The 20,548-nt window shown below is 40.3% G+C and carries 21 protein-coding genes, 1 tRNA gene and 1 riboswitch; of the genes, 7 read left to right on the plus strand and 15 right to left on the minus strand.

Annotation, left to right across the window (positions count from 1 at the left end):
- The 4 genes from FZC41_RS04660 to FZC41_RS04675 all read left to right on the plus strand — a co-directional run bounded on the left by FZC41_RS04660 (position 1) and on the right by FZC41_RS04675 (position 3,782).
- Positions 1-852 (plus strand): 2-oxoacid:ferredoxin oxidoreductase subunit beta, encoded by an 852-nt coding sequence (locus FZC41_RS04660; protein WP_148566225.1) that lies wholly within the window; start codon positions 1-3, stop codon positions 850-852.
- A 239-nt stretch (positions 853-1,091) separates the two neighbouring features.
- On the plus strand, positions 1,092-1,526 hold the full coding sequence (locus FZC41_RS04665) for a desulfoferrodoxin family protein (RefSeq protein WP_148566226.1): 435 nt from the start codon (positions 1,092-1,094) through the stop codon (positions 1,524-1,526).
- Between the two features lie 188 nt (positions 1,527-1,714).
- Positions 1,715-2,479 carry a tetratricopeptide repeat protein gene (locus FZC41_RS04670; protein WP_148566227.1) on the plus strand — a complete coding sequence of 255 codons (765 nt, stop codon included), beginning with the start codon at positions 1,715-1,717 and terminating at the stop codon, positions 2,477-2,479.
- 73 nt (positions 2,480-2,552) lie between these two features.
- On the plus strand, positions 2,553-3,782 hold the full coding sequence (locus FZC41_RS04675; RefSeq protein WP_148566228.1) for an iron-containing alcohol dehydrogenase: 1,230 nt from the start codon (positions 2,553-2,555) through the stop codon (positions 3,780-3,782).
- Between the two features lie 66 nt (positions 3,783-3,848).
- On the opposite strand, the gene FZC41_RS04680 is transcribed toward FZC41_RS04675, so the two are convergent.
- From FZC41_RS04680 to FZC41_RS04735, 12 genes are all read right to left on the minus strand, one after another.
- Positions 3,849-4,310, minus strand: coding sequence for a GyrI-like domain-containing protein (locus tag FZC41_RS04680; RefSeq protein WP_186855148.1), 462 nt, complete (start codon positions 4,308-4,310; stop codon positions 3,849-3,851).
- A gap of 174 nt (positions 4,311-4,484) precedes the next feature.
- Positions 4,485-5,363 carry an FMN-binding protein gene (locus FZC41_RS04685; RefSeq protein ID WP_148566229.1) on the minus strand — a complete coding sequence of 293 codons (879 nt, stop codon included), beginning with the start codon at positions 5,361-5,363 and terminating at the stop codon, positions 4,485-4,487.
- Between the two features lie 260 nt (positions 5,364-5,623).
- The gene (locus tag FZC41_RS04690; protein WP_148566230.1) at positions 5,624-6,310 is read right to left on the minus strand and encodes a 4'-phosphopantetheinyl transferase family protein; all 687 of its coding nucleotides are present in this window, start codon (positions 6,308-6,310) and stop codon (positions 5,624-5,626) included.
- Between the two features lie 213 nt (positions 6,311-6,523).
- Positions 6,524-7,720 carry a GGDEF domain-containing protein gene (locus FZC41_RS04695; protein ID WP_148566231.1) on the minus strand — a complete coding sequence of 399 codons (1,197 nt, stop codon included), beginning with the start codon at positions 7,718-7,720 and terminating at the stop codon, positions 6,524-6,526.
- A gap of 163 nt (positions 7,721-7,883) precedes the next feature.
- On the minus strand, positions 7,884-8,087 hold the full coding sequence (locus FZC41_RS04700; RefSeq protein WP_148566232.1) for a (Fe-S)-binding protein: 204 nt from the start codon (positions 8,085-8,087) through the stop codon (positions 7,884-7,886).
- A gap of 102 nt (positions 8,088-8,189) precedes the next feature.
- A tRNA-Gln gene (locus tag FZC41_RS04705) sits at positions 8,190-8,264 on the minus strand.
- A gap of 100 nt (positions 8,265-8,364) precedes the next feature.
- Positions 8,365-9,135, minus strand: a complete 771-nt coding sequence (locus tag FZC41_RS04710; RefSeq protein ID WP_148566233.1) for a TatD family hydrolase — start codon at positions 9,133-9,135, stop codon at positions 8,365-8,367.
- A complete protein-coding gene (locus FZC41_RS04715) occupies positions 9,129-10,484 on the minus strand; it encodes a CCA tRNA nucleotidyltransferase (RefSeq protein WP_243136654.1) in 1,356 nt (451 codons plus the stop codon). The genes FZC41_RS04710 and FZC41_RS04715 overlap by 7 nt, the downstream gene beginning before the upstream one ends.
- Positions 10,453-11,031 carry an HDIG domain-containing metalloprotein gene (locus FZC41_RS04720; RefSeq protein WP_148566235.1) on the minus strand — a complete coding sequence of 193 codons (579 nt, stop codon included), beginning with the start codon at positions 11,029-11,031 and terminating at the stop codon, positions 10,453-10,455. Before FZC41_RS04720 ends, FZC41_RS04715 begins: the two co-directional genes overlap by 32 nt.
- 33 nt (positions 11,032-11,064) lie before the next feature.
- On the minus strand, positions 11,065-11,883 hold the full coding sequence (locus FZC41_RS04725; RefSeq protein ID WP_170253850.1) for an aminotransferase class IV: 819 nt from the start codon (positions 11,881-11,883) through the stop codon (positions 11,065-11,067).
- A gap of 24 nt (positions 11,884-11,907) precedes the next feature.
- Entirely contained in the window at positions 11,908-13,278 is a 1,371-nt protein-coding gene (gene pabB / locus FZC41_RS04730) for an aminodeoxychorismate synthase component I (RefSeq protein WP_148566237.1), read from the minus strand.
- Complete coding sequence (locus FZC41_RS04735) at positions 13,272-13,859, minus strand: anthranilate synthase component II (protein ID WP_170253851.1); 588 nt, start codon at positions 13,857-13,859, stop codon at positions 13,272-13,274. The genes pabB and FZC41_RS04735 overlap by 7 nt, the downstream gene beginning before the upstream one ends.
- Before the next feature lie 246 nt (positions 13,860-14,105).
- Positions 14,106-14,274, plus strand: a riboswitch (cobalamin riboswitch).
- A 180-nt stretch (positions 14,275-14,454) separates the two neighbouring features.
- Between FZC41_RS04735 and FZC41_RS04740 the strand changes: the two genes are divergently transcribed.
- Both FZC41_RS04740 and FZC41_RS04745 read left to right on the plus strand, forming a co-directional pair.
- Complete coding sequence (locus FZC41_RS04740) at positions 14,455-14,964, plus strand: ECF transporter S component (protein WP_148566238.1); 510 nt, start codon at positions 14,455-14,457, stop codon at positions 14,962-14,964.
- A gap of 11 nt (positions 14,965-14,975) precedes the next feature.
- The gene (locus FZC41_RS04745) at positions 14,976-15,707 is read left to right on the plus strand and encodes an alpha-ribazole-5-phosphate synthase (protein WP_148566239.1); all 732 of its coding nucleotides are present in this window, start codon (positions 14,976-14,978) and stop codon (positions 15,705-15,707) included.
- Between the two features lie 215 nt (positions 15,708-15,922).
- Here the strand turns inward: FZC41_RS04745 and FZC41_RS04750 are convergent, their stop codons facing one another.
- From FZC41_RS04750 to aroF, 3 genes are all read right to left on the minus strand, one after another.
- Positions 15,923-16,540 (minus strand): FUSC family protein, encoded by a 618-nt coding sequence (locus FZC41_RS04750; RefSeq protein WP_148566240.1) that lies wholly within the window; start codon positions 16,538-16,540, stop codon positions 15,923-15,925.
- A gap of 173 nt (positions 16,541-16,713) precedes the next feature.
- Positions 16,714-17,607, minus strand: coding sequence for a prephenate dehydrogenase (locus FZC41_RS04755; protein WP_148566241.1), 894 nt, complete (start codon positions 17,605-17,607; stop codon positions 16,714-16,716).
- A complete protein-coding gene (aroF, locus tag FZC41_RS04760) occupies positions 17,607-18,617 on the minus strand; it encodes a 3-deoxy-7-phosphoheptulonate synthase (RefSeq protein WP_148566242.1) in 1,011 nt (336 codons plus the stop codon). The genes FZC41_RS04755 and aroF overlap by 1 nt, the downstream gene beginning before the upstream one ends.
- Before the next feature lie 629 nt (positions 18,618-19,246).
- On the opposite strand from aroF, the gene FZC41_RS04765 reads away from it, so the two are divergent.
- Entirely contained in the window at positions 19,247-20,530 is a 1,284-nt protein-coding gene (locus FZC41_RS04765; protein ID WP_148566243.1) for an O-acetylhomoserine aminocarboxypropyltransferase/cysteine synthase family protein, read from the plus strand.
- Positions 20,531-20,548: the final 18 nt, after the last annotated feature.

Genomic DNA, 20,548 nt, shown 5'->3' on the forward strand with positions numbered 1-20,548 from the left:
ATGAAAAAAGCAGAATTCACAACCTCTGAAACAGCATGGTGTCCCGGCTGTGGTAATTTTTCCATTCTTGAAACACTCACTGGCGTTTTAAATGAAATGGAAACCCCGCCCAGCCAGATTGTCCTGGTCGGTGGTATTGGTCAAGCTGCAAAAACAAATCAGTATATTAGTGCCAATGGCTTCAGCGGACTTCACGGCCGCGCCTTACCCGCAGCCGCCGCCATTAAAATTGTCAATGATGATCTTACTGTGATCGTAAATACCGGTGATGGCGATTCTTATGGTGAAGGCGGCAATCACTTTATCCATAATATTCGCCGAAATGTCGATATTACACACTTTGTTCATGATAATCAGATCTATGGTCTCACTAAAGGCCAACCTTCACCCACCTCAGACCCCTGTGATTTGGATCATATAACCGACGCCTGTAACATGAGCGCTTCATTTAACCCTTTGCTGATTGCGATTGCCACTGGCGCAACCTTTGTCGCCCGAGCTTTTTCAGGTGATCAAGAACATCTGGCAAAAATAATGCATGCCGCCATCAATCACAAGGGTTATGCATTAGTGGACATACTCCAACCCTGTGTGAGTTTTAATAAGAAAAACACCTTTGCTTATTATAAAAAGCGGGTTAAACCTTTGGATGATACTTATGATCCAACCAATAAATTAGCCGCCATGGAAAAAGCCATGGAATTTGGGGATACCATTCCCATTGGTATTTTATATCAGAATCAGTTACTCACGTATAAAGAGAAGCGCCCTGAATTATTTGACGCCAAACCCCTAATTGACAAACAAGTCCAGTTGGAAGATGTGCAAGCTTTGATTAAAAGTTATCTTTAAATACTTTGCAATAAAATGAAGTCATCCCAACAATTTATATATTGGGTCTGACACGTTGCTCGTAGATAACGGATTATAAGTTGTTCGGCAAGTTGTCCACAGACTTATCCACAAATTCATTCACAAAAATATTCACAGACTTATCCACAGACTTATCCACAAAATGAAACATTTCCGGTAAACTTAAATTATTGGGGTATATAGGTGTAAAACTATTTTTATGGAAAGAGGTTATCATTATGGACAAAACTCGATTTTATCAATGTAATGACTGTAATAGCACTTTATTTGAAATGAGTGGCACGGTTGCTCAATACTGCGATCATGATTTGGCAGGCCTTAAGCCAAATACCATTGAAGCTTCTAAGGAGAAACATATTCCCGTTCTTAAGTTTCAGAAAACGCATCTTCACGTGAAAGTCGGCCGTGTTCCCCACCCCATGACTCTTGATCACTCCATTCTCTGGATTTTTGTACAAACCAGAAATGGCGGACTTTATGTTCAGCTTACACCAGAGGATCTGCCTGAAGCCAATTTTATGGTTAAGGAAAACGATGTGCTCGCAGTCTATTCTTATTGTGATGTCCATGGGCTTTGGATGCTAGATAATGCTGAACTTGACTATGATGAAATTGTTTGTTCGCCTGAATTTTCTCAGGGATGCATTGGCTAAGTTTTAGCTATACCATTGCCCTTGATGCGTGAAATCCATACGAAGTTTAATTAAAATAGATTTTTCAGCGCAGCTGTCGGGCTTATTTCAAACTATTTGTTTTTTGCTTTTTTATTATTTAAGATTGATATTTCTTTGTTTTCAATTGTGTTATAATATTAAAAAATATATGATCATGAGGATTATTAATGGATGACAATAAATTAATCATATTAACTTTTCTTGCCAAAAGCGGAGATGAAAAGGCCATGCTGGAACTTGCTGATTACTATTATTTTATCGAAAACAAGCAGGATTTATCAGCTGAAATTTTTCAGTTGGTTATAAACTATTATACCATTTTAGCAAATGGGGGAAATGACCATGCCATGACCGCTTTAGGGTCCATGTACTATGAAGGGTTGATGATTCCCCAAGATTTTAAACAGGCAAAAAGCTGGTATGAAAAGGCAGCGGAAAAGGGCAATTCTCTGGCCCTTAATTATTTAGGCTACTGCTATTATTATGGTCGCGACATCCCCCAAAATTTTGAAACTGCTTTTTATTTTTTTTGCAAAGCCGCCCAGTTAGGTCACCATAATGGCATGTATAAACTTGGTGATATGTATTATAATGGTCAATTCGTTTCCAAAGACTGTGTCACTGCCTTATATTGGTACAATCAGGCTGAAAAGACGGTTACTGCCGCCAGTCCCGAGTATCCGAATATTTGTTATCGCATTGGCCATTGCCATCTTTCCGGGGAGGGGGCTTCAAAAGATTTGCTTCTCGCCCTGGAGTGGCTTCATAAGGCCGAATTGGGATGCTATCAATTAATAACTAAAGGGGATGCCTATGCCGGGCTTACCCTAGTTCGGGTTAAGGAAGACTTGGAAACCCTGCGTCTTCAGCTGGATACCCAAAAATGTTATCATCATGCTGACCTTGGCTATCATAATCCCTTAAATATGTAAATTTTTTAAGCTCTTTTAATCCAATTTTAATTCGTAATGATATACTAGGTAATAAGAAAATGGAGGTTACACTATGAAAAGAGTAATAAAAGCCTTACAGAACGTTCCCTACCGTACCTCGCATTTGGTAATGAAGCAAACCTTTAAACTACTGAATTTTCCCATTCCACCAGTACTTAAAGGCCCTGGAATGGCGCGACGATTTCCTGAAATTATTAAACTTACCGGCGTCACAAAAATACTAGTGGTTACTGACCGTCCCCTTCTTTCCATGGGGTTATTAGACTCCTTTTTATGTGCCTTGGAAACAAACGGTATCGAAGCGGTAATCTTTGATAATATCCAATCTAATCCAACCTTTGAAAATGTTGAAGCTGGTTTGGCCTTATATTATAGTACGAATTGTGATGGCGTTGTCGCCTTCGGCGGCGGTTCTCCCATCGACTGCGGAAAAATCATTGCAGCAAAAGTCACCAATCGAAAAAGCATCGAAAAAATGCGTGGTCTTTTTAAACTCACCAGCAAGCTGCCACCTTTTTTTGCCGTTCCAACTACCACCGGATCCGGTTCAGAAGGCACTATTTATGCGTTCATAACCGATGTGCAAAATCATGAAAAGTTAGCAATCATTGATCCTAAACTGATTGCCTTAGCCACTGTTCACGATCCTGAACTCATCTTAAGCCTGCCGCCATCATTAACGGCTACCACCGGAATGGATGCTCTCACCCATGCTATTGAAGCCTATATCGGGAAATACGACACCCCCTTTGTAAAAGACAATGCCTTGCAGGCGACAGAAATTATCATTAATAATCTGGAAAACTGCTTTCACAATGGTCAGGATATCCATCTCCGTTCAAAAATGCAACAAGCAGCTTTTGACAGTGGGCTGGCTTTTACGAGAGCCTATGTGGGTTATACTCATGCCATCGCCCATGCCATGGGCGGCTATTATAGCGTTCCCCACGGTTTGGCCAATGCCATTGTGCTTCCTTATATTTTGGAATTTTCTCGCAAGTCATCTGAAAAGAAATTAGCTGAACTTGCTTTTTATTCTGGTCTGGGCGAAGCCATGTTCGATGATGAAACCCTGTCGAAGTTACTGATTGAAAAAATAAAATCCATGAATGCCAACATGGGGATTCCAAAAACAATTTATGCCCTAAAAGCTAACGATATTCCCGAACTGGCAAAACGCATTCTCAAAGAAGGTAATCCGACTTACCCCGTACCTCGCATTATGCGTTTTCAAGAATGCTGCGATATTTTGAAAATGCTCTGCCCTGAAATTTCTCAATAAATTTAAACAAAAAAGATACCAAATGGTTTAATCATTTGGTATCTTTTTTTGAAAACGGCTTGTTTTTCATTTGACCGGCATTAAAATTTTCGTCAGCCATTGACTTTCTGGAAACGTGGGATCATTGTAATAGCACTCATAAGCGGTATCCTTCGGAGTATAGCCATTGTCCGTAATCCATTTTGCCATTTCCCCGTATACCGATTCCATGCCCGAATATGGCCCCTGGTACATGCAGAAGACAACCTTTCCTTCTGGTATGGAGCTTGCTTGAATCTCGCCCTTTCCCGGCAATGGCATCGCCACCGGAAAGCCTATTTCCACATCAAGGTTTTGCATATCTAAATTGTGATATGCAACAAATGGCACATCTGACATGAGCACTCCTATTTCTTGAAGATAAGAACCAATTTTTCGATAACTTTCTCCAATCAGCTGAGGTAAATCTTCGATTTTTGTGTTCGTTCGAATCGTTAGTGTCGGTTGCTCTCTTTGTTTTAAAACTTCAATATTGGATATTTTGGGCATTTTAAACCTCCTTAAATTTCGAGTTGCAATTTGCACCTCTATCTTAGTGTCATTATACCCATTTTTTTAAACAAACTTCGCAAATTTAAAATTCTTTCATCTAAGAGCTGTCAACAAGTCCTGGCAGCATTCGTTTGATGACTGAAAATCAGTTCAATCATTTTCGATTATATTCTATAAACTTGGTAAAGTACCAGATATCACGGCCTTTTCGAGAGCATTAATAACCGCCTTCATAATGCCATTTGATGTATAGGTCGCCCCGGAAATGGTATCCACCACCGGTGTTTGTTTAGCGATTATTTCTGCTGGAACCGCATCAATGGCTTTACCGTAATGCTGAACACCGACTTCATTTTGAGACACCACGCGGACATCGGTTATCACATTACTCGCCACGGTTACGCTCACGGTAAGATTCGGACCGTATCCATCGGCAACCCCGGTATAGGTGCCATCTTTAAGATCAACATTTTCCATGAAAAGATTGGCTTTCGTAACAACTGCATCGGTCACTGGCGAAGAGATTGAAGCGGTTCCCGAATTCGCTGTTGAAGTCGTCTCTGTTTGTGTTGTCGTTGCCGTCGTAGCTGCGCCTCCATATAGTTTCGCCACAGAGTTTTCAATTTCGCTTGTTACCCCGGTGAAGAATGCTTCCGGTCCCATGATTCCTCCAATTTGCCATAAATGCAGCCCCAGGAAGACAATCAATACAACGGTTAGCCAGCGATGGGGTTTAATCCATAAATATTTTTTCGGGAAAATCTTTCTAAACAAATAGGTTAAACCAAGCAGGATTCCAGTTGCCATACAGAGCGTGCCAAAATTAAATGATAGCATTGCGCCGGATGAAAAGAACCCATGAATACCTGCAAATATTACAAAGGCAATACCCATCGATTTATGGGAATTTCTTAATTTCTTGTTGATTTTTGCAATCAGCTTGCTTTTTCGCTTTCCTTTGTTTAAGATTCGCAGCAAATAGATAATTGCTAATAAAATAACCAAAGCTACGCTTATCCAGGCTGCTGCTACATTAATAAATAGTGTCATTTTTTTCTCTCTTTCTTTTTTAATTCCAATTTTAGTAAATTATTGTGTCAGCCTTATGTCATTTTTTAATATTAGCATCTATTTGTGAACTTTTTATGAAGAACTTGTGTATGTTTATAAAATATAACTAATTCTTTGTTGAAAATGATTATATTTTAAAATTATGTAAAAAAATAAGTCTGTCCACAGAACTCATGTTCTACAGCAAACTTTTTCCATTCCCACAAAGGTATCTGCATTAACTGCAAAGATAAACAGCCCTATAGCTTCACCCATTCAATTTCATTATCAAATCGATTCGAACCATTGGAACACCACAATACATAATTTTCCGGGCATCTATATTTTTTTAAGCTGACATTCTTTTTTTGTGCTTGTTCAAAGATAGAGACTTCAATCTTTTCTGGAAATTGACCGTTTATATTGACGGCAAAGGCATTCATCGGCAGCCCGAAACCTTTCCCCGTATATTTCATATAGCTTTCTTTAATTGACCATAAATCACAAAGTCCCTGTTGTTGATCTTCAACCGGCAGTGACAGGATCCAGGCCACTTCCACTGCGTGGAAAAAACGCTTTGCTAATTGAAAATTCACGCGATCCCGCTGCTCAATATCCACTCCAACGGGTTCATTGCTTATCGCACAAACCACAAATCTTCCTGAATGGGACAGATTAAAATGAATATTAGGATGATCCGAACATCTTGGTTTTACGCCTTCCCCTTTTATTAACTTTAATTGCTCTTTGATTCCAAAGGACTTCAATACTGCTTTCTGCAAAATCACTTCTGCACCTATCGAAAGTGCCTTCGAATTAATTGATTTTAATCGATCTGCCTTTTCCTGGCGTTCTGGAGAAAGAGATCTCAAGTATTTTTTTAATTGATCCAACTGATACAAAGGACTTACATCGGCAATATAAATCCGGGTTTTTATTTCTTCCATTCGTATTGATCCCCCTGACCAAGTCAGTTATTTAGCACTTATTATTACCTCAAAGGAAACCGCAAGTATAATTTTTACTTGTTTTTCAAGTAATTTCATCTATGATTATACTATAAAAATATAAACAATCAAGAAGATCAGTATAATCCCGCAGCTGTTCATTACAACAAGTATTAAGAAAATTGCTGGTTAAAAAAGGGGGGGCGTTGCCCCCTATATCAACTCACTTAATCCATCATAAATAGTAATTTGATTTCTCCCCTTCCCCTTGGAAAGATATAAAGCCTCATCGGCATATTGAGTTAGATTCTGATTCTCCATTTCCTTTTTCCATTCGGCAATGCCAATACTGATGGTAATTTTTCCACTTTCTAAAAAAACATCTTCCAAGACGACCGGACTTTTTCTTAACTTTGACATTATTCTCTTGGCAATACTTCCGGCCTGTTCTTTACTGATATCTGATAGAATTAAAACGAACTCATCTCCTCCAAATCGGGAACAAATATCCGTTTTTCGAGCATTCTTTTTTATCGTACACGCGACATATTTTAGCACCTGGTCCCCTATGTCATGACCATATTCATCGTTTATTTCCTTAAAAAAGTCAATATCAATCATCATTAAAAATAAATGACATTCCGAATTTCTTGCCTTCTCGATAAAATCTGCCAGTTGCTTGTCATGATATCGTTTGCTGTGAAGTTCCGTTAAATAATCAATATTTTCAGCCTCAAATCTATCCCAGATCAGCTTAAATATAATAAACGAGGTTAGCATAATCAACACCGAAATCCCAACAACAAGAGCCTGTTTTATATTTTTCATTAGCACCGTGATGGCATCTCTGGAAAAATCCACGCCTACCACACTCAACACTTCCCCTGTTTCAGGATCTCTGATCGGGGCATACCCTGATATATAACTGCCCCACTTTTCCCCTTCAAAAAAATCAGTATGTCCAGCCATGCCGGTTCGAAAAACATCTCCCTCCATCGTTACCAACTGATCTGTTGACCCAATGGGGGAAAAGAACTCGCTCTCTGGATCTTCTCCATCCAGAATATAGGCTGACTGTGTATCTGATAATTTTTTAGCTGTAAAAATATAGCTGGCACCAGTTTCTTCGCGAATATTCTGAAAAAGTTCATTCATTTTTTGATAATAAGCCTGATCATAATTGTCCGACTGATAATCGCTTGTTTCCGATAACGCCTTGTAAGGCTCCATATCTTCTTCAATGAAATGGGCTGCTGTTACAGCCACTTTCTCAGCACTTTCGCCAAGTCCCTGAATCACAACATTTTTAATCTCCGAATAAGTCAAATAACCAATTGTTGAAAGCAACAAAGCAATGATCAAGAAGATACCTATGCAAATACCTTTTTGATACCTCATGAACTTCATCATCTAACTTTTTTCCTTTCTAAAACGTGTCTTTTTTCTTAGATTTTTCGCATTCTTATTTTTTCCAGTCTTGTTTTTGTTTATACCCACAAAAAAAATGACAAAACAATTAATCATTGTTTCGTCATTTTTGGGATGCAAATAAAATCCTTGCTGCAATTATCCGTTACAACTGCTTAATTAAATCCTGAATTTTCTTGCGATTATTTTCGAAGATGTCTTCTCTCAATGGCGCACACCCGCCGATTGTCTTTTTTCTTTCTAATAACTTTTGAGCAAAAGCGATGCAATTATTTTCGCCACAGTTTCCACAATTACTGTGAGGCAAATATTCATAAATATCAAATACGCTGATTTCCTGATCTGCCATAAGATTTCCTTCTTTCTTAGGATAATAAGGGCTTCCATCAAATTTAATTATAAAATAAAACCCGCTTTTTAATTTTACTTAAAAAACAGGTTGCTTTCTTTTTGGCAGGGGTAGCAGGATTTGAACCTGCGGATGATGGAGTCAGAGTCCATTGCCTTACCGCTTGGCTATACCCCTATATTAATTTTTCTAACCCGAAGGTACGCTAAACATTTTACCCGAATTTTTTTCTCTTGTCAAGGAAAATGAATCTTCGACCAGACTAATTTTCCTTTTCCTACTTTATCCCAAATATTTTCTTTGTATTTGCCGCGGTAATTTCCGAAATTTCTGCCAGGCTTATCCCCCGCAGTCTGGCAATTTCTTCCGCCACCAAGCGAACATAGGCCGGCTCGTTTCGCTTTCCACGATGAGGCGTTGGTGTTAAATAAGGGCTGTCGGTTTCAATCAACAAACGGTCCAACGGCATCATCGCCACTACTTCCGGTAGTTTGCGCGCATTTTTAAAGGTGAGTGAGCCTGAAATAGACAGATAGAAACCCATGTCTAAAAATACTTTTGCCATTTCTGCCGATCCGCTGTAACTGTGCATAACTCCACCGTATTCCGGTGCAAAATGGTCCTTTAAAATACGCACCATATCTTCCATCGATTCCCGATTATGGATAACAATCGGAAGTTTTACTTCTTTGGCAATGGACAGCTGGTCAATAAAAACCGACTGCTGCACCTCCCTGGGCGACAAATCGTAATGATAATCCAGACCGATTTCACCAATGGCAACAACCTTGTCTTTTTTTGCCCATTCTCTCAATAGCTGTCCTGTTTTTTTGGTGTCGAAGTCCTTGGCATCGTGAGGATGAATGCCGACTGTTGCATAAACCATTGGATATTTTTCGCTCATTGCGATGGCCCGAAGACTGGATGCTTCATCCGCTCCCGGATTGATAATGATTTCAACACCACCAACTCGTGCGTTTTCCAGAACGGCTTCCCGATCCTCATTGAACTTTTCATCATCTATGTGAGCATGGCTGTCAATTAACATTGTTTTATCTCCTTTATTTTTTCAATCAGAACTTCCTTGGCGTTTTCCACCTCATCATCCATCACGTTTTCCAATAAGTGCTTTAATAATCGCCCGATCTCCGGTCCATCGGCAATGCCCATTGCAATGAGATCATTGCCGTTGATGGCTAAATCTTTTAGTGAAAAGCATTCATTCTCTGCGATGACTTCTGACAGAATGTTTTCAAGTTCTGCTAATCCATCTAATCGGAAACGGTATTCCAGGGATTGCGCCAAAACATCAGCCCGTTTTATTTCCAGCAAATCCCGAAACAATGATTCTGATAAGCGATTAAGCCAGCGTTTGACGCTTTTTTTGGAAGGCTCTACGACGGTGTCATGATATTTAATCAGTTTACAGATTTTGGCTATCGACTCTTTATCAAGTTTCAGAGCATTTAAGCGATGCTTGGCAAGGCTTTCCGACTGCCTGCTGTGGCCATTAAAATGACCAATCCCCAGGGCATCCCGGCTGTACGTTGCCGGTTTTCCCAGGTCATGGAAAAGCATCGTCCAACGCAAATGCGGCGTCGGCGGCAGGTTTTCAAGCGCGACAGCGGTATGCGTCAATATATCGTAACAATGATGGGGATTTTTCTGATCAAAGTCTTTAGCCGGCAGCAGTTCAGGAATGACCGCGCCCAGAACGGTTGTCTCTTCCAACAATACCCTTTTAACATTTTTCCCACATAAAAGCTTAACCATTTCCGCAGCGATGCGTTCGGCGGAAATTTCTTTTAACTGCTCACACGCTTCATTGACGGCCTTTTGTGTTTCTTCCTCCAACGCAAAGCCGAGAACCGAAGCAAATCGCAATGCCCGCAGAATTCTCAAAGCATCTTCATTCATTCGCTCGCGAGGATCGCCAACACAACGTATCCGTTTTTCTTGAATGTCTTCAATACCGCCAAACAGATCAACAAAGCCTTTTTGAGGATGATACGCCAGAGCATTCATGGTAAAATCTCTTCGCGCCAGGTCTTCATCCAGATTTTTAGTGAACATTACTTCATCGGGATGACGCTTGTCAGAATAATTGCCTTCCCTGCGATGGGTCGTTATCTCAATGGAATGACCGTCGATGATAACCGTAACCGTGCCATGGCGGATCCCCGTTTCAATGACTCGGTAATTGGAAAAGCAGGCTTTGATCTCTGCCGGCGTAGCATCCGAGGTCATGTCAAAATCAAGGGGTGTTTTTTCTAACAGACAATCCCGCACGCTGCCACCCACCAGATAGCCGCAGAACCCGGAGTTATCGAGCATTTCAAATGCTTTTTTGACCGAATTCGGCAGTTCAAGCTTCATTGTTTCCCAAACCAATATCATCGGCAATAGTGCGCATCCCCAGGATTGTTTCCTTGGTAAGATCTTCCAGGGAATATCCCGACATGGCTGCTCCCTTGGTAATAACATCCCGGCTAACGCCGGCGGCAAAATTTTGAGCTTTAAATTTCTTCTTCACCGACTTCACTTCTAAATCGTTGACACTTTTAGACGGACGCATATAGGCACAGGCGGTAATCAATCCGACTAACTCATCCGTTGCAAACAGAATCTTCTCCATTTGGTGAGTTGGTTCAACATCTGTGCAGATTCCAAACCCATGGCTTGCTACGCTGTGAATAAATGCATCATCATAACCATTGTTTGTTAATATCTCAACCACTTTTACGCAGTGCTCTTCCGGGTATTTTTCATAATCCAAATCGTGTAAAAGGCCTACAATCCCCCAATATTCGGGATCTTCCCCCTCTAATTCGGAAAAATGCGCCATCACGCCGGACACGGCTAAGCCATGATTGAGCAGTGATTCGCTCTCATTGTATTCTTTTAATAATTGCAATGCTGCTTCACGATTTAATTGATTCTTCATCTTGATCGGCTCCTTTTGTTTTCTATCAATATTTCAGATTATATCATATTCTTTTTTGTACATCTTTTTCAAGTGATTTGTGAAAGATTCATTCTTTACCGGGTATTCTGAATCATCCACCTGCCTGACCGGCATAATTTCCATTAGCGAGTTCGTGATGAATATCTCATCTGCTTCCATTAGAACTTCTTTACGATAATAGCCTTCTTCAAACGGTATTTCATGGTGCTTTAATAATTCGATGACTTTATTTCTAACAATCCCCGCTAAAAGACCGTTATTCGTTGCCGGGGTATAGACCTTTTCATTTTTTATAAAAAAGATGTTGCTCATGCTTCCTTCTGCCAGATAGCCTTTAGAATTGAAGAAAATCGCTTCATTAAAGCCTTTGCTTTTGCTATCATTTAAAATAAGCAGATTCTCTAAATAATTATTGGATTTCACCGTGACCAACAGGGATTGCTCATTTCTAGCATAGTCGCTGATGCAGATACTTACCCCCTGCTGAAAGGTTTCATCTTCATAATGATTTTCTCTGGCCGTGATCAGGATCAAATCTTTTTTAGTCCCTTTGCTCAAAGTAACCCGTAACCCGCCTTTGTCCAGCTGATTTTTCTTGATCATTTTTTCACAATCAGCCAACAGCGGAGAATAGTTTTCATCAAAATTAAGCCCCACCAATAAAGCGCTGCTTTTTAGCCGCGCCATGTGTTCCTCAAAAAAGATCGGTTTTCCTTTGCCGATATTGATGGTTTCGAAGATGCCATAACCATACAGAAAGCCCTGCTCCGCGGGAACCATGCATTCTTTTAATATTTCACCATTATAACATACGTACTGAATGATGCTCACTCCTATCTGAATTTTAGAACTTGTTTAATATCTTTTCAATGCTTCCATTAACGCTTTTCCCTTATCAAAAGTTTCCTCATATTCCGATTGGTTTTGTGAATCCCAAACAATCCCTCCGCCAACCTGGAAATAAGCTTTTTCATTCTTGCAGAGAATTGTCCGTATCACAATGTTTAAATCCAAATCGCCATTGAATCCAATATATCCGATGGACCCGGTGTAGATATTTCTTTGGGTCGGCTCCAATTCGTCAATAATTTCCATGGCCCTGATCTTAGGCGCTCCGGTAATTGATCCCCCGGGAAATGAAGCTTTGATGGCATCAATGGCATCCACGTCATCCTTTAATTCTCCCGTAACGGTTGAAACCAAATGGAATACCGTCTCATAAGTTTCCAATTTATACAATTCCGGTACTTTCACGGTGCCGGTCCGGGATATTCTGCCTAAATCATTTCTTTCCAAATCGACAATCATCAGCAATTCCGCTTTATCCTTTTCACTGTTGACTAGCGTATTCCGATTGTCTTGATCTTCCGCCGGTGTTGCTCCCCGGGGCATTGTCCCTTTAATCGGTCGGGTCTGAATATTTCTTCCTTGCACCTGTATAAACCGCTCCGGCGAACTGCAAACAATTTGGCCTTCTCCAAAATCTAAATAGCTGGCAAAAGGCGCCGGGTTAATCCTTCTTAATTCACCGTATAATTCCAATGGCGTAATTTGCAGATCACATTCAAACCGCTGTGTCAGGTTGGTCTGATAAATATCCCCGGCCCGAATATATTCATGTACCGCGTCCAGAGCTTTCATATATTCTTCTTTTGTGAAATTACCGGTAAACTGTTTTTCTTCATTGATATTAAAATCCGAGCGAATCGAGACCTTCGCATTTTTCTCGATTCTTTGTTTGATCTTATCGATAATCGTCTCCGACTTTTCTTCAATGCCAAGGGCGGCAATGTATGTTTTATTCTGCTTGTGATCGATGATAATGATTCCGTCATAAAATCCCATATGACAATCCGGTATCTGAACATCATCCTCTGCACTTCGGGGAAGCTTTTCTAACTGATGGCAGAGGTCATAGGAAAAATAGCCCACCGCTCCGCCTAAAAATGGAAATTTTGACGGATAGTCCATTTTATAGTGCTTAAGCAGTTTTTGTAATTCATCAAAGGGATCACCCTGGTAATTTTTTTCTTCGTCCTTTGTTTTGACTGTGATTGAATCCGCTTTACTGCTGAAAACCAAAAACGGATCAAACCCGATAAAAGAGTATCGGCCAAAACTGTCTGGATCTCTGCCGCTGTCCAGAAAAAAGCTGTATGGTCGGTCTTTAAATTGAAGATACATTTCAAAACTATTTAAGTTTGTCTTAATTTCTTGTATTAACATCGCGCATCCTTTTCCTTTGTTGATTGAAAAAAATTGTCCAATAATTCCATTCCCATTTCAGTTAAAATCGCTTCCGGATGAAATTGCACCCCTTCGATTTTATATTCCCGGTGTCTCAACCCCATGATCTCGCCTTCATTTGTTTGGGCTGTAACTTCAAAGAAATCCGGGATCTCCTTGTTTTCAACCACCAACGAATGATACCGGGTGACCTTCAAGGGATTATTGAGACCTTGAAACACACCTCGATTGTTATGCGTAATCGCATGGACTTTTCCATGAACCGGTTCTTGGGCTTTAACAATCTTGCACCCAAAGGCTTGCCCGATGATTTGATGACCCAGGCATATTCCCAAAATCGGGATCTTGCCTTTAAAATAATCGACGACCTCTAAACAAATGCCTGATTCATTGGGCGTACACGGTCCTGGTGACAAAACAATCATGGCCGGCTTCATTAGAACGATCTCGTCGATGGTAATTTTATCATTTCTTTTCACGATAACTTTCTCATTTAAACCTTCCAGATATTGGACTAAATTGTAGGTGAAGGAATCATAGTTGTCTATCATTAAAATCAATTTTCATACCCCTTATATTTTATTATATTGAGGTGTATTGTATCATAATAGGCTGTCGACTAACAAGAAATTCCAGCTGGAATTTCAAGGTCTATTTTTTGATTTTTAGCTAAGTTTTTCTCAAATATCTTACTATAATTTACCCTACTGATCGCACCGATGAAATTAGCTTCTTAAAAACTATTACTGCCCACAAATTCACTTGAAATTTGACAAAATGACATTTTCCATGTTATTATTTTAGTAATTTAATAAAGCTTTTTTGGTGCCTTGGAAAAGGAGAATAGGGAAACAGGTTAAAATCCTGTAGGGACCCACCACTGTAATATTGGAGCAATTGTCAAAACCACCTCAAGGGAAGGGACAAATTGTGATGAATTTAACTCAGGAGACCTGCCAAAAATGATTTCATTTGAACGACGGTAAAGTTCACATCTATTTTAGATGTGGACTTTTTTGTTTGCGCAAAGACATTTGCAAAATATTGGCAGCCCACTTTTTGTCAATGTCTGCGAACCTTTCAATTTAATGGCTTCTTCCTTTCCACTTTTCTTCGCTGAATAGAATGCTTTATAATAAACTTAAGGAGTATTACATGAAGATCACCACGAAACAACTCGTCTTTACAGCACTTTTAATCGCCCTATCTTTTATTGGCGCCCAATTAAAAATTTTTGGTACGATTGCCTTTGATTCGCTGCCTGCTTATTTGGGCACATTTCTGATGGGTCCAATTTTCGGAGCGATTATTGGCATCATCGGTCATCTTTTAACCGCTGCCACTTCTGGATTTCCGATGACTTTACCCGTTCACTGCGTCATCGCTTTAGGCATGGGCCTAACCATGGTTGGAACCTGGTATACTTATCTTTTTGTTAAAAAAATCGCAAATGAAACTTTAGGACTGCTCATCAGCGTCATTGCCGCCACGATATTTAATGGTCCTATTCTGCTGCTGCTGTGCTCGCCCCTTTTGGTTCCGATCCTAACTTGGGCCGGCGTTATTGCGCTGATGCTGCCGTTAGCATTGGTTGGGGGTCTTAACGCCTTAATCGCTGCCGTTATTTATAAAGCTTTGCCTGATTCTATTAAAAATCAATTTTAAGGTGAGCCTTCATGAAAGCTTATCAATATCGTGACTTATCTGTAATTGAACTTCCCGATTCGCTGATTGTCACGGCATGTGACAGCAGCGGCAGCATTGGAGAAAAGAGTGGTGATGTATTAAGTATCCCCACAAAATATGTTTCTATCTTTGCCACCCGGGTCTGCCTCTTTGAAATATTATCCTGCGGTGCAAAAGTAGTCGCACTTTCCAATACCGTTTCTTGTGAAATGCATCCCACCGGAGAGCTCATCATCCAAGGTATCCAGGAAGAACTCCACCGGGCTGGAATTGAGGATATCCCGATCAATGGCTCCACCGAAGAAAATTTCAAAACAAGTATGACCGCCTTGGGCATTTTTGTCATCGGCACCGCTGATGCGCTGCGGATCATTCCTTCTTCTGCAGACGATATGATCATCTGTATCGGCAAGCCTAAATACGGCGCTGCTGTGATTGTTGAGAGTGATGCTGAAATAGCAAACTATAGCGATCTCCGAATTCTGCTTCAATCCGACGGTGTTAAAGAAATTATTCCCTGCGGTTCAAAGGGTATTCTCTGGGAAGCCAATAATCTTGCTTCGATTTATGATCTCAAACTTAATCCTGCCCACACCAACTTGAATATTGATGATTCTACCGGACCGGCAACAACCGTTATTGCGAGCATTCATCCATCCGTTTATCCCGAGCTTTTATCGCTTTTCGGTAATAAGATGAGTATAATCGGTCATCTGAATTAACCCTGTTGACTATAAATAATAAAATGATAAACCGCTAGAACATACGGCCTGAATTTTTTCGTGTTTCGCTAAATACATCTAGTGAGTATGAACGCATTACCTTTATATTAAAAAAAGACCACCTTGTATTCTAAGTGGTCTCTTTTTAAAGGGGAGGGGTAATTATATATTTTAGTTATTCTAGATGTCACAAAAATCTAGAAGCAACGTAAAACCTAAGGTTTAAGGATCATATATATGATACTTGCGACATTCATTTTTGGGCGTTCATTGCTTTTTTCCTGATCTGCACTTAACCGCTTTTCTGCTTTTGCTTTGTTGGGATTTTCCTGATTTTTTTTAGTGTCACATTCGGGAAGCTTAATAAAGCGATTCACTAAATAAGCAACGATGATCCCAAAAGCAGTCTCTAAAAGCCTCATTGCAGCCAACATGTAGTTTCCCAAATCCTGGGAATAGGTAGTCATAACGCTAATAAACATCACACAGGCAATCGTAATGGCGCCATGTTTTTTTAAATTACTGCACAGGTAAATCAGGCCCATTACACCCAAAGGAATAACAGCAACATAGCCATATCTGAAGGGGATTAAATTAGCAAGAAAAATGCCGAATATTCCGGTTGCTCCGCCAATAATCGTTCCTAAAATTCGATTCCAACCACTCTCTACCGTTTCTTCAATATTCGATTCCATCGTAATTACAGCGGCGACTGCAGCGAACAGGGGATTGAAATTCGGACCCATCAAAGCAAATACGACCACACAGATAAACACTGCCAATGCTGTTTTTAAGTTTCTCATTCCAATTGATGGCAGATTACATGATTTCATTATTTTTTGGTTCCAATTTTTTATTTAGCTGCTCCCTTGCCGCTCATGATTCCATTTGAAACGGGAACCATAAGATTTATTAACTTGAGTATACGCTCAAAAATAATTAAGTCAATAGCGTAATCTTTTACAGGTTGATGAAACTGTTTTCAAACCGTTATTCTTAAATAAACTCACTCTTTTTTTAAGTTTTTCGCCTCTCGAATCTCCCCCATGATGATTCGTTTTTCTCGAACCGCTGTTAACCGCTGGATTAATTCCGCACTTTCTTCAGCTTCTATCATTCTCTTCATTTCTTCCAAACTTGATTCAAATTTTTCAATGTTATTAAGCAGATTTTTTCGGTTGCACATAAAGAGTTCGGTCCACATGGCTGCATTAATCATGGCAATTCGGGTCAGATCTCCAAAACTTCCCCCTTCAAAATCCGTAATGGAAAGGTCATCTTCACAATCCACCAAGGCTGCTGCAATGACATGGCAGAGCTGCGACGTGAAGGCTATCTTTTCATCATGAATTTCACAGGTTGTTTCCGTAATATGATTAAATCCCAAATCGGTGACAATCTCTTTTATCAGTTCGATATTTTCCGGTTGATTTGTTGGCAACGGGGTCAAAATATAATTGCGGTTTTTGAAGATGCTGTCATCAGCATTGCCAAATCCTTCTTTTTCACTCCCGGCCATCGGGTGACCGGGAATATAATCAATGTCATTTCTCAAGCGATTTCCAAGATTATTAATAATCACTTCTTTTACTCCGGTGATATCAGTGATGACTGCTCCTGTTTTGAAGTGTTCCATATATGTGGTCAAAAACACCAGTGCATCCTTCGGACTCAGACAAATAAAAAGCAAATCACATTGCGGCAGCATTTTTTTTAGTCCCTCAGAATCAAACGCCCCTTCATCAATGACTTTCCGATCTATCGCCATTTTTATAACCGTTGGATCGATATCATAACCCCATATTTTCCGAGGGCCTTGTTTCCTGAGTCCCATGGCCAGCGCACCGCCCATGAGACCCAGGCCAATAAAGCCGACGATGGAATCTTCTCGTTTTTTCATTACATCACCTTGTTTTCAATTTCTGCATATTTTTTCAAAGTTTTCATGATGCTATCGAATTGTGTCGGTGTTATGGACTGCGCGCCATCGCAAAGAGCCTCTTCCGGGTTATTATGAACTTCGATCATTACCCCATCGGCGCCGACCGCAATGGCAGCCTTGGATAACGCTTCTACGGTCCAGGAAAGACCGGTCCCGTGACTTGGATCGATAATGATCGGCAAATGACTTTTTTTCTTTAAAACGGGAACGCAGCTTAAATCCAGGGTATTTCTGGTGGCTGTTTCAAATGTACGGATCCCGCGTTCACACAAAATAACCTTATCATTGCCTTCTTTCATGATATATTCCGCTGACATCAGAAATTCCTGCATGGTTGCACATAAGCCTCTTTTTAATAAAATAGGCTTGTCTATTTTTCCCAATTCTCTTAAAAGAATAAAGTTCTGCATATTTCTTGCGCCAACCTGAATGATGTCGACATCTTCAAAAGCCGGCAACTGTTCCAAAGACATTAGTTCGCTCACAATGGGAAGACCCGTCGCTTTTCGAGCAATTTTTAAAAGCTCCAGCCCTTCATAGCCCATCCCTTGAAAGGCATATGGGGATGAGCGCGGTTTGAAGGCCCCACCACGAAGGAAGGTCGCCCCTGACTGTTTGACGCTCTTTGCTATGGACACGATCTGTTCTTCACTTTCCACTGAACATGGACCCGCTATAATACTAATGGTCCCTTCTCCAACTTTTCGGCCGTTCACTTCGATAATGGTATCATCTGGATGGAAGAGACGATTTGCCTTCTTATAAGGTTCCTGTACTCGTAATACATTTTCGACAATTTGATTCGAACGAATTTTTGCGACATCCACCAATGTTGTATCCCCTACGATTCCCAAGATAGTGTGATCAATCCCTTTTGAATAATGAATTTTCACTCCTTGTGTTTCAATCATTTTTATTAACCTTTGAATATCTTCTTCTTTAGTATTTGGTTTAACAACGACTATCATTTTTTCCTCCATTATTTTTTTAATCTATGGCCAAATTCTAATCAATCTATTTTTATTTCCTGTGCACCGGGGAATAAAAAAAGGAGACTTCCTTTGGAAGTCTCCTAAAAATCAACTTTTATAAAACACAAAATGTATTTCTTAAAAATATCTTATGGGTTTGGACTCTCGAAGGAACTTAATTTATTACATGTAAAATAACCAAAGCTAAAAAACCAATAGCTTTGGCTGTTGATATAATAATATTCATTTAAGTTTCTTCTTAAATCTTCCATGATATTCCTTTCAAGATTAAACTAGGGTTTCCCCCGAATCTTGCTATCGCAATTCTGTATTTTGATTCATTATAGACTTGTTTTATATGAATGTCAAATGAATATTTTTCATGTTTATTAATTTTATTGAATATCGATTTTCCTTTTCGGTTGAAATACCCTTTTGTTTATGTCGCTTTGAACCGACGGAAAGGGTTGACAGCGCGTTGTTTTTTGTGTTATATTGCACTTAATTCCTACTGGAATGATATGCAATATTTTTTTGTAATTTTCTGCTTACCTAAATCGCAAAATTCCAGTTAGTTTTACACCGCAAAAGCACTTGAAAAAATAATTATCCAAGGAGATACAGCAATGAAAGAAACCAGAAAATTCGAGACCCTTCAACTCCATGGCGGTCAAACCCCTGATCCCACGACTCATTCCGTCGCCGTTCCCATCTATCAAACAACTTCCTATGTTTTTGACAGCAGTGAACACGCCGAACGCCTATTTGGCTTGCAGGAACCCGGAAATATTTATACTCGGATTATGAATCCGACCAACACTGTTCTTGAAGAACGCATGGCCCTTTTAGAAGGTGGGGTCGGCGCTTTAGCATTTGCCTCGGGTTCTGCTGCCATTACCGCAACGATTCTCAATATCGCCGGTACCGGCGATGAGTTCGTGGCGGCATCAACGCTTTACGGCGGCACCTACAACCTTTTAAATTCAACACTTCCTCGTCTTGGCATTAAAACCACCTTTGTTAACCCCGATGATCCCGAAAATTTCAGATCAGCCATTAATGACAAAACCAAGGCAATTTATATTGAATCACTAGGAAATCCCGCCATCAATATTGTGGATGTAAAAGCGGTTGCAAAAATTGCTCACGATAACGGTATTCCCCTGATTGTGGATAATACCTTTGCAACCCCCTATTTATTCAGGCCGCTGGATTTTGGGGCCGATATTGTGGTTTATTCCGCGACTAAATTTATTGGCGGACACGGCACGACAATCGGTGGAATTATCGTTGACGGCGGCACATTTGACTGGGCCGCCAGTGGTAAATTTCCGGTATTTACCACCCCTGATGAAAGCTATCACGGCATGATTTATGCTAAGGATGCTGGCGCCGCTGGATTTATTACAAAGGCTCGAGTTCAGCTGCTTCGGGATACCGGTGCCTGTCTCAGTCCCTTTAATGCCTTCCTTCTTTTACAAGGATTGGAAACCCTATCCCTGCGTTTAGACCGACATTTGGAAAACACTCAAAAAGTTGTTGCCTTTTTATTCGAGCATCCGCAAGTTACCTGGGTTAACTATCCATTTTTACCGGACAATCCCTATAAAGCCTTATCCGATGAATACTTTAAAAAAGGTCCGGGTTCTATTTTTACTTTCGGTATTAAGGGCGGCATTAAAGCCGCGCGTAAATTTATTGACAGTCTGGAACTTTTTACTCATTTAGCCAATGTTGCGGATGCTAAATCACTGGTTATTCACCCCGCCACCACGACCCATCAGCAGCTTTCCGGTGACGAACTAATTGCTGCCGGCATTACCGAAGATATGATTCGTTTATCAATCGGACTTGAACACATCGATGATATCATCGCCGATTTAGATCAGGCTTTGACAAAAGCCAATTAACTTTTTTAAACTTACGCT

It is taken from the genome of Acetobacterium paludosum, assembly GCF_008086595.1.
Taxonomy (GTDB): Bacteria; Bacillota; Clostridia; order Eubacteriales; family Eubacteriaceae; genus Acetobacterium; species Acetobacterium paludosum.